Origin of the sequence: Allobosea sp. CER48 (genome assembly GCF_044752385.1) — a bacterium.
Lineage (GTDB): Bacteria > Pseudomonadota > Alphaproteobacteria > Rhizobiales > Beijerinckiaceae > Allobosea.
The window spans coordinates 1-9,512 of the sequence record NZ_JBIWYK010000077.1 but is presented as its reverse complement, the minus strand read 5'-3'; the positions used below and the strand labels follow the sequence as shown (position 1 = coordinate 9,512).

The following is a 9,512-nucleotide window of genomic DNA, read 5'->3' as shown; positions in this document are numbered from 1 at the left end:
GGCTCGGCTATCGCGAATGCGGCCGGATGGAGAACTATCCGGTGGCGGGTGAAACGATGCACTACTTCACGAAGGCGCTATGAGCATCTCCAACCGCAAGCCCGGAACGCCGAAGGAAGCCCCGGCCGAGCCGCTGAAGCGCGCCATCTCGGGTGCGATGAAGGCGATCGCACGCAAGCCGGAGATGGAAATCGTCTTCGCCGCCGACAAGCCGTCGCTGGTGGGCGAACGCGCCCGGTTGCCGGAGCCGCCGCGCAAGCTCAGCGCCGGGGACGTCGCGATCCTGCGCGGCCAGGCCGATTCCATGGCGCTGCGCCTTGCCTGCCACGATGCGACGATCCATCGCCGGGCCGCGCCTGAAGGCGATGCCGCCCGTGCGGTCTTCGACGCCGTCGAGCAGGCGCGCGTCGAATCGATCGGCGCACGACGGATGTCCGGCATGGCCGGCAACATCACCGCGATGCTGGAGGATCGCTACCATCGTGGCGGCCGCTACGAGGAGATCACCGACAGGGCCGATGCGCCGCTCGAGGACGCGCTGGCGCTGATGGTGCGCGAGCGCCTGACCGGGCAGAAGCCGCCCAAGGCTGCCGAGAAGATCGTCGAGCTCTGGCGCGAGCAGATCGAGGCCAAGGCCGGCAGCGATCTCGACCGGCTGGCGAAGACGATCGAGGACCAGCGCGGCTTCGCCCGCACGGTGCGTGACATGCTGGCGGCGCTCGACATGGCCGACCAGACCGCCCAGGGCGACGAGGCCGAGGAGGACGAGGACAACCAGGACCAGTCCTCCGAGGACCAGGAGCAGCAGGAAGGCGAGTCCGAGCAGGAGAGCGGCGCCGACCGCTCCGAGGTCGAAGTCAGCGAGGACGCGACCGAGGAACTGCAGGAGGGCGCTTCCGAGGCGACCGACGCGCCGGCCGGCGACTGGGACGAGGAGGATGACAGCTCCGAATCCGAGGAAGCCGGCGAAGCACCGCGTCCGCGCGAGAGCCGTGGCAACGAACGCCCCCAGAGCGACTACAAGGCCTACACCCAGAAGTTCGACGAGATCGTCACGGCCGAGGAACTCTGCGACGCCGAGGAGCTGACGCGCCTGCGCGCCTATCTCGACAAGCAGCTCGCGCATCTGCAGGGCGTCGTCGCGCGCCTCGCCAACCGGCTGCAACGACGGCTGATGGCGCAGCAGAACCGCTCCTGGCAGTTCGACCTGGAGGAGGGCGCGCTCGATCCGGCCCGCCTGCCGCGCATCATCATCGACCCGTTCCAGCCACTCTCGTTCCGGCAGGAATCGGACGTCAATTTCCGCGATACGGTGGTGACGCTGCTGATCGACAATTCCGGCTCGATGCGCGGCCGGCCGATCACGGTCGCGGCGACCTGTGCCGACATTCTCGCCCGCACGCTGGAGCGTTGCGGCGTCAAGGTCGAGTTGCTTGGCTTCACCACGCGCGCCTGGAAGGGCGGGCTGTCGCGCGAGGCCTGGCTGCAGTCGGGCAAGCCGGCCAATCCCGGCCGCCTGAACGATCTCCGCCACATCATCTACAAGGCGGCGGACGCTCCGTGGCGCCGGGCGCGCAAGAATCTCGGCCTGATGATGCGCGAGGGGCTGCTCAAGGAGAATATCGACGGCGAGGCGCTCGACTGGGCGCACAAGCGCCTGCTCGGCCGGCCGGAGCAGCGCAAGATCCTGATGGTGATCTCGGACGGCGCGCCGGTCGACGACTCGACCCTTTCGGTCAATGCCGGCAACTATCTGGAGCGGCATCTGCGCCATGTCATCGCCGAGATCGAGACGCGGTCGCCCGTCGAGCTCATCGCCATCGGCATCGGCCACGACGTGACCCGCTACTACCGCCGCGCCGTCACGATCGTCGATGCCGAGGAACTGGGCGGGGTGATGACCGAGAAGCTCGCCGAGCTGTTCGAGGAGGACGGGCCCACGGGCTCCGGTTCCAAGTCGCGCCGCCTGCACTGATGCGCCTGACGCGTCGCGCCGCTCTGGCGGGCCTTGGCGCCCTCGCGCTGCCGCGCGGGGCGCAGGCCGTCGAGCAGACGCGCTTTCCGCTTTCGGTTGCGGCGCGGCCGATCTCGGGCTTCGAGCCCCGCAGCCCGGAGCGGCGACGCTTCGGCGCGCTGCAGTTTCGCGGCGGGCTCGTCCTGTCGTCCGGACATCCGCGATTCGGCGGCTTCTCGGGGTTGGCGCGCCTGAACGGCGGGCGGGATCTGGTAGCGGTGACCGATCGCGGCTACTGGCTGACGGCCCGGGTACGGTCCCAGGGCGGCAGGCCGGTGGGCCTGGACGATGCCGAGATGGCGGCGATCCTCGGCGCCTCCGGGCGCCCGCTCGCGCGGTCGGGCCTGTTCGACACCGAGAGCCTCTGCATCGCCGACGGCGTCGCCTATGTCGGCATCGAGCGCCGGCATGAGATCGTGCGCTTCGACTGGGCCGGGCAGGGCGTCGAGGCGCGGGCGCGGCCTGTGCCCGTGCCGCCCGAAATCAAGCGCTTGCCGCGCAATCGTGGCCTTGAGGCACTCGGCGTCGTGCCCTCAGGGCCGCTCCGGGGCGCGCTCGTCGCAGTTGCCGAGCGCTCGGGCAAGGAGGACGAGCCGACGCTGGGAGCGATTCTCGGCGGCCCGCAGCCGGGGCTGTTCAACGTTGCGCGCCATGATGGCTACGACATCACCGATCTCGCCTTCCTGCCCTCCGGCGACATGCTGCTGCTGGAGCGCTGGTACGAGCCGCTGCGAGGCGTCGGCATGCGCATCCGGCGAATCGCCGGGCGCGATATCCGGCCGGGAGCGCTGGTGGACGGGCCACGCCTGATCGAGGCCGATCTCGGCTACGAGATCGATAATATGGAAGGCCTGTCGATCCACCACGAGGACGGGCGCACCGTGCTGACCGTGATCTCGGACGACAATTTCTCGTTCCTGCAGCGGACGCTTCTGCTGGAATTCGAGCTTCTTCCGTAGGGCGCGTCAGGGCCGGGATTGCCACGACCATTCACGTCATCCCCTGGCGAAAGCCGGGCCGGGACGTGCATGCGTGCCAAACGGGCGCGCATGAAGGCGAGGCAAACCCCAAACGAAAAAAGCGGCCTTGCGGCCGCTTCATCCAAACCCGAAAGGGAAACCCGCTCAGTTGGCGGCGAGCTTCTTCTCGAGGTCGCGCTTCAGGGCGAGCGCGCCGACCGAGAGGTCGCCGGCCGAAGCCTTGATCAGGAAGGCGTCGAGGCCGCCACGATGCTCGACCGAACGCAGGGCGTTCGCCGAGACGCGCAGGCGCACCGAACGGCCGAGCGCGTCCGACTGCAGCGTGACGTTCACAAGGTTCGGGCGGAAGACGGTCTTCGTCTTACGGTTCGAGTGGCTGACGAGGTGGCCGGTCTGGGTGGCTTTCCCGGTCAGTTCGCAACGGCGGGCCATGGCAATCGTTCCTTACATCCCCGGGTCGCTCAAACAAAAAAACCGACACGCGACGTGCCGGCGAGCACCGGAAGTCAAATTGAAGTCGGGGTTCCATAGCCAACGAGGCAGGCCGCGTCAAGGAAAAGTCAGGCGGCCTGTTCACATCGCCTTCAGCGTTAACGGAGTGTAAAGAGGGCCGCCCGATGCTGCAATCGGCCCTCGCTCTGCCGCGATGGGCAATCGGTCATGATTCGGGCCGAATCGCAGTGCATGTCGCGCAGAACCGCGCCGTTCCGGAGGCCATGGATGAAGTCCGCCGTCGCATCGCCGCTCGCTGGGCTGCTTCTCGCAGCCTGCCTGGCCGAGGTTGCCGGCGCGGCCTCGCTCGACGCGCGCTATGACGTCTCGCTTCTCGGCATCACGCTGGGCACTGCGAGCCTGAGCGGGGGAATCGACGGGGCGGGCTACAAGCTCGACATGGCGGCCAAGCTGACGGGCATCGTCGGCGGCGTCACCGGTGGGCGTGGCTCCGGCGCTGCCAGCGGCAATTTCGTCGGCGGCAAGCTGGCGCCCAAGGCCTTCGCGGTCAGCTCGGCCAATTCCAGCGAGAGCCGCACCGTGCGCATGGCGCTCGCCGACAACAGCGTCGCCGGCGTCGATATCGAGCCGCCGATCGACGAAAAGCCGGATCGCGTGCCGCTCACCGAGAGCCACAGGCGCAACATCGTCGATCCGCTCAGCGCCTTCCTGATGCCGGTCAACGCCAAGGGGAAGGACGGCGCCTGCAACCGCACGCTGCCGATCTTCGACGGCGCCGCCCGCTACGACATCAAGCTCAGCAGCGCCGGCACCCGCACCGTCAAGCTCGACGGCTACAGCGGCCCGGTCTCGATCTGCCAGGCGCGCTACGTGCCGATCGCGGGGCATCGCGCGTTGCGGCCGAGCACGAAGTTCATGGCCGAGAACAGGGACATCACCGCCTGGCTCGCGCCTGTGGCCGGAACCGACGTGATGGTGCCGGTTCGCATCTCGGTGAAGACGATGATCGGCACGGCGGTCATCGAGGCATCGAGCTTCAAGGTCGATCCCGGCGTGACCGCGACCGCGGCGCGCAACTGAAGCGCTGCTGTTCAGGCTACGCGCCTGACGCCCTGATCGTCCTCGAAAACCGGCCTGAAGAACGAGCGCTCATAGCTGATGATGAAGCGCTCCTTCTCGTTCATCGCAAAGGCTGCCTGACACTCGGGGTCGGCGAACGACCGCTTGCGATAGTCCTCATAGGCCGCCAGCGACGGAAAGCTGAACATGGCCAGCGCGACGTTCGACACGCCTTCCGACGGCATGAAATAGCCGTGGTGCTTGCCGCCGAATTTCTCGACCAGCCGAATCCAGAGCTTGCCATAGGCCTCGAAGGCTTCGAGCTTGTGGGGGTCGACGATATAGCGCAGGTAGCAGGTGATCATGGTCAGGCGGCTTTCGCGCTGGTGAGAAACGCCTTCATGCGCTCCAGCGCCTTCTCGATGTTCTCCAGCGAGTTGGCATAGGAGAGGCGGATATAGCCCTCGCCATGGACGCCGAAATCGGGGCCGCCGATCGTGGCGACGCCGGTTTCCTCCAGCAGGGCCGAGGCGAGCTTCTTCGCCTTCCAGCCGGTCTGCGAGACGTTCGGGAAGGCGTAGAACGCGCCTCTGGGCTCGATGCAGGAAATGCCTGGCAGGTCGTTCAGCCCCTTCACCACGGCCTTCCGGCGCCGGTCGAACTCCGCCAGCATCATATGCACCGCATCTTGCGGGCCGGTCAGCGCGGCGAGCCCGGCCCATTGCGCGGGGGCGTTGACACAGGAATGCGAGTTCACCGCGAGCTTGCGGGCATTGTCGAGCAGCGGCTTCGGCCAGACCGAGTAGCCGAGACGCCAACCGGTCATCGCATAGGTCTTGGACCAGCCATTGAGCAGGATCAGCCGGTCGCGGATCTCGGGATAGCTGAGCAGGCAGACATGCCTCTCGCCGTCATAGACCATCTGGTCGTAAATCTCGTCCGACATGATCGCGACGTCCGGGAACTTGGCGAGCCCGGCGACGAGCTTGTCGATCTCGCTCTTCGGCGTGACGCCGCCGGTCGGGTTCGCGGGCGAGTTGATGATCAGCAGTCGCGTCTTCGGCGTGATCAGCGCCAGCGTTTCCTCGGCCGAGAAGGCGAACCCGTTCTCCTCGCGGATCGGCACCGGGATCGGCGTCGCGCCGGTATATTCGATCATCGAGCGATAGATCGGGAAGCCGGGGTCCGGATAGAGGATTTCGGCGCCGGGCTCACCGAACATCAGGATCGCCATGAACATGGTGACCTTGCCGCCGGGCACGATCATCACGCTCTCGGGCGAGACCTCGACATCGAAGCGCTTGTGCAGGTCCGCGGCGACGGCTTCGCGCAGCGGCAGAATGCCGTTGGCCGGGGTGTAGCCGTGATGACCGTCGCGCAGCGCCTTCACGGCGGCTTCGACGATGTGGTCCGGCGTCGCGAAATCAGGCTGGCCGATGCCGAGATTGATGATGTCCTTGCCCTGGCGCTGCAGTTCGGTGGCGCGTGCCAGCACGGCGAAGGCGTTTTCCTCGCCGATGCGGGCAAAGGACGGGACGACGTGAAGGCTCATGGCGCGTTTCCTCGGCGGCGCTTTTCGGGCGGGCAGGCGGCCTGCTCTGTCGGCTTGGTTTCCGGCCCGCCTTTTCTTGGCGTCAAACGGGCAGGGCGGCAAGCATGCTCCATGCATCAGAGCTTGTTGCATACTGCATACAGCATGAATAAATAGTATGACTATCAGCCAGAATGGGCCTTGCCGAGCCACGGGCGATGGGCATGATGGCTTGTCTCAAATCGTTTGAAAGAAAGATCGGCAACCGGCCGTCAGCGCCGAGCCGCGCGAGAGGAAACGAGATGGCCAAGGAACCTGGCAAGACTTCCGGCAAGAAGCCCGTTCGGCGCATCAAGCCCGAGCAGCTGCGCTCCAAGGCGTGGTTCGACAATCCCGCCAATGCCGACATGACGGCGCTCTATATCGAGCGCACCATGAACTTCGGCCTGTCGCGCGAGGAGCTGCAGTCCGGGCGGCCGATCATCGGCATCGCGCAGACCGGCTCCGACATCGCTCCCTGCAACCGCCATCATATCGAGCTGGCGCACCGCGTCCGTGATGGCATCCGCGAAATGGGCGGCGTGCCGTTCGAGTTCCCGATCCACCCGATCCAGGAAACCTGCAAGCGGCCGACGGCGTCGCTCGACCGCAACCTGCAATATCTCTCGCTGGTCGAGATCCTCTACGGCTACCCGCTCGACGGCGTCGTGCTGACGACGGGCTGCGACAAGACGACCCCGGCCCAGATCATGGCGGCCGCGACGGTTGACATCCCCGCGATCGCGCTGCCCGGCGGTCCGATGCTGAACGGCTCCTTCCGCGGCGAGCGCACCGGTTCCGGCACGATCGTCTGGAAGGCGCGCCAGATGATGGCCGCGGGCGAGATCGACTATAAGGGCTTCGTCGAGCTCGTCGCCTCCTCGGCTCCTTCGGCTGGCCACTGCAACACCATGGGCACGGCCTCGACGATGAACTCGCTGGCCGAGGCGATGGGCATGACGCTGCCCGGCGCGGCTGCGATCCCGGCGCCTTACCGCGACCGCTACGAGATGGCCTATCTTACGGGCAAGCGCATCGTCGAGATGGTCTGGGAGAACCTGATCCCTTCGAAGATCCTGACGCGCGAGGCGTTCGAGAACACCATCGTCATCAATTCGGCGATCGGCGGCTCGACCAATGCCCCGATTCACGTCAACGCCATCGCCAAGCATATCGGCGTCGAGCTCGACAACGAGGACTGGACGAAGATCGGTTACGAGATCCCGCTGCTGGTGAACCTGCAGCCGGCCGGCGAGTATCTCGGCGAGGATTACTACCGTGCCGGCGGCCTGCCCGCGGTGATCGCGGAGCTGGTCGAGAAGGGCAAGCTCAAGCCTGCCATCACCGCCAATGGCCATACGCTGGAAGAGAACTGCAAGGGCGCCTTCTCGATCGCGCGCGAGGTGATCAAGAGCTATGACGAGCCGATGAAGGCCCAGTCCGGCTTCCTGAACCTCTCCGGCAACCTGTTCGATTCCGCGATCATGAAGACCAGCGTGATCACGCCGGAATTCCGCAAGCGCTATCTGGAGAACCCGAAGGACCCGATGGCCTTCGAGGGCCGCGCCATCGTCTTCGACGGACCGGAGGACTACCACCACCGCATCGACGATCCCGCGCTCGCCATCGACGAGCACTGCATCCTGTTCATCCGCGGCGTCGGCCCGATCGGATATCCCGGCGCGGCCGAGGTGGTGAACATGCGACCGCCGGATTACCTCATCAAGAAGGGTGTCACTGCGCTCGCCTGCGTCGGCGACGGACGCCAGTCCGGCACCTCCGGCTCGCCCTCGATTCTCAACGCCTCGCCGGAAGCGGCGACCGGCGGTGGCCTTGCGCTTTTGAAGACCGGCGACAAGGTCCGTATCGACCTCAAGAAGCGCAGCGCCAACATCCTGATCTCGGATGAGGAGCTCACGCAGCGCAAGGCCGACTTCAAGGCCTCGGGCGGCTACAAGTACCCGAAGAGCCAGACACCCTGGCAGGAGATCCAGCGCAAGATCGTGGGCGAACTCTCCGAGGGCATGGTTCTCAAGCCCGCGGTCAAGTACCAGAAGATCCACAAGAAGTTCGGTATCCCGCGCGACAACCACTGAGCGGGCGTCGCGTTCGAAGGTGTCATCCCGTGCGCGCTGCGGCATGAAATGCCGCGGCGCAGACACGGGGCCGTCACCCGGGGGCAGCGCCTTCCCGCGCGCTGCCATCGACGCCTTCTCGTCGAACGATCACGCACCCGCGCAGCGGCACGTCGCGCCGCAGCGCGTGCGGGATGCCAAGCGGCTCCGGCCTCCTTCACGGTGGCGCTCGCCGCACGCGTCGCTGCCCATGCCATTCCGCCCGCGCATCGGCGTTCGCTGCGCGACGCGCGGCAACGGGGCTGACAAACGAGCCGACCCTCGACACTATGGCAGCCGTTCGGTCGGCCTCCATTTGAAACGATTTAAAGATGGCACAGAGCCCGCAAGTCGAAGCTTTCCGCAAGCTGCACGAGGCCGGCTGCTTCGTGATGCCCAATCCATGGGATCTCGGCTCGGCCCGCTGGCTGCGCGGGCAGGGTTTCAAGGCGCTGGCGACGACGAGCGCCGGCTTTGCCTTCACGCAGGCGCGCGCCGACCAGGACGTGCCGCGCGACATGATGCTCGCGCATATCGCCGAGATGGTGAAGGCGGTGCCGGACCTGCCGGTCAATGCCGATTTCGAGAACGGCTATGCCGATACTCCGGACGGCGTCGCCGCCAACGTGAAGCTCTGCGTCGCGACCGGCGTCGCCGGTCTTTCGATCGAGGACGCGACCGGGCGGTCGGACGAACCGCTCTATCCGTTCGAACTCGCGGTCGAGCGCATCAGGGCCGCGCGCAAGGCGATCGATGATACCGGTTCCGGCGTGGTACTGACGGCGCGGGCGGAGTGCTTCCTCACCGGTCATCCCGAGCCGCTGAAGGAATCTGTGCGCCGCATCGAGGCCTATGCGGCTGCCGGCGCCGACGTGCTTTACGCGCCCGGCCCGAAGACAGCGGCCGATATCGCTGCCATCGTCTCGGCTGCCGGCGGCAGGCCGGTGAATGCTCTGGTCTATGGCGATTTCGGTCTTTCGGTTTCGGATATCGCGGCGGCTGGCGCCCGGCGCATCTCGATCGGCGGGGCACTCGCGCGCGCGGCCTGGGCCGCCTTCATCGAGGCGACGCGGCTGATCGCGGAGGAGGGAAGCTTCAAGGGCTTCGCCGGCAACGGCCCCTCGGCGCCGCTCAACCCCTTCTTCACGAGGGACCTCGAGGAGCGTTCATGAGCGGCACGCTCCTGATCGCGCCGGAATGGCTCGGCCGCAGCGGGCTCTGGCAGATCGACGCCAAGGGCAAGCGCAAGGCCGTCGATGCCGAGGATATCGGTCTGTCCGAGGCGCTCGGAGACCGTCTCGAGGCCTGGATGGACGCCTTTG

General features: G+C 66.8%; 8 protein-coding genes. 5 read left to right on the top strand and 3 right to left on the bottom strand.

Going from position 1 to position 9,512, the window contains the following annotated elements; all coding sequences use genetic code 11:
• The first annotated feature begins 79 nt into the window (after positions 1-79).
• Together cobT and ACIPIA_RS05095 are read left to right on the top strand one after the other, a co-directional pair.
• Complete coding sequence (gene cobT / locus ACIPIA_RS05100; RefSeq protein WP_400507299.1) at positions 80-1,975, top strand: cobaltochelatase subunit CobT; 1,896 nt, start codon at positions 80-82, stop codon at positions 1,973-1,975.
• A complete protein-coding gene (locus ACIPIA_RS05095) occupies positions 1,975-2,973 on the top strand; it encodes an esterase-like activity of phytase family protein (protein ID WP_400507297.1) in 999 nt (332 codons plus the stop codon). The genes cobT and ACIPIA_RS05095 overlap by 1 nt, the downstream gene beginning before the upstream one ends.
• A 165-nt stretch (positions 2,974-3,138) precedes the next feature.
• Here the strand turns inward: ACIPIA_RS05095 and rpmB are convergent, their stop codons facing one another.
• A complete protein-coding gene (gene rpmB / locus ACIPIA_RS05090) occupies positions 3,139-3,426 on the bottom strand; it encodes a 50S ribosomal protein L28 (protein ID WP_149132641.1) in 288 nt (95 codons plus the stop codon).
• A 288-nt stretch (positions 3,427-3,714) separates the two neighbouring features.
• Between rpmB and ACIPIA_RS05085 the strand changes: the two genes are divergently transcribed.
• Positions 3,715-4,527: a DUF3108 domain-containing protein gene (locus ACIPIA_RS05085; RefSeq protein WP_400507295.1), complete on the top strand. Its 813-nt coding sequence runs from the start codon at positions 3,715-3,717 to the stop codon at positions 4,525-4,527.
• An 11-nt stretch (positions 4,528-4,538) separates the two neighbouring features.
• On the opposite strand, the gene ACIPIA_RS05080 is transcribed toward ACIPIA_RS05085, so the two are convergent.
• Both ACIPIA_RS05080 and ACIPIA_RS05075 read right to left on the bottom strand, forming a co-directional pair.
• Complete coding sequence (locus ACIPIA_RS05080) at positions 4,539-4,871, bottom strand: NIPSNAP family protein (protein WP_400507293.1); 333 nt, start codon at positions 4,869-4,871, stop codon at positions 4,539-4,541.
• 2 nt (positions 4,872-4,873) lie between these two features.
• Entirely contained in the window at positions 4,874-6,058 is a 1,185-nt protein-coding gene (locus ACIPIA_RS05075; protein ID WP_400507291.1) for a pyridoxal phosphate-dependent aminotransferase, read from the bottom strand.
• Positions 6,059-6,339: 281 nt separating this feature from the next.
• Here ACIPIA_RS05075 and ACIPIA_RS05070 point away from each other — a divergent pair, with 281 nt between their 5' ends.
• The gene (locus tag ACIPIA_RS05070; RefSeq protein WP_400507289.1) at positions 6,340-8,172 is read left to right on the top strand and encodes an IlvD/Edd family dehydratase; all 1,833 of its coding nucleotides are present in this window, start codon (positions 6,340-6,342) and stop codon (positions 8,170-8,172) included.
• Between the two features lie 350 nt (positions 8,173-8,522).
• Positions 8,523-9,362, top strand: coding sequence for an isocitrate lyase/PEP mutase family protein (locus tag ACIPIA_RS05065; protein WP_400507287.1), 840 nt, complete (start codon positions 8,523-8,525; stop codon positions 9,360-9,362).
• Positions 9,363-9,512 lie beyond the last annotated feature (150 nt).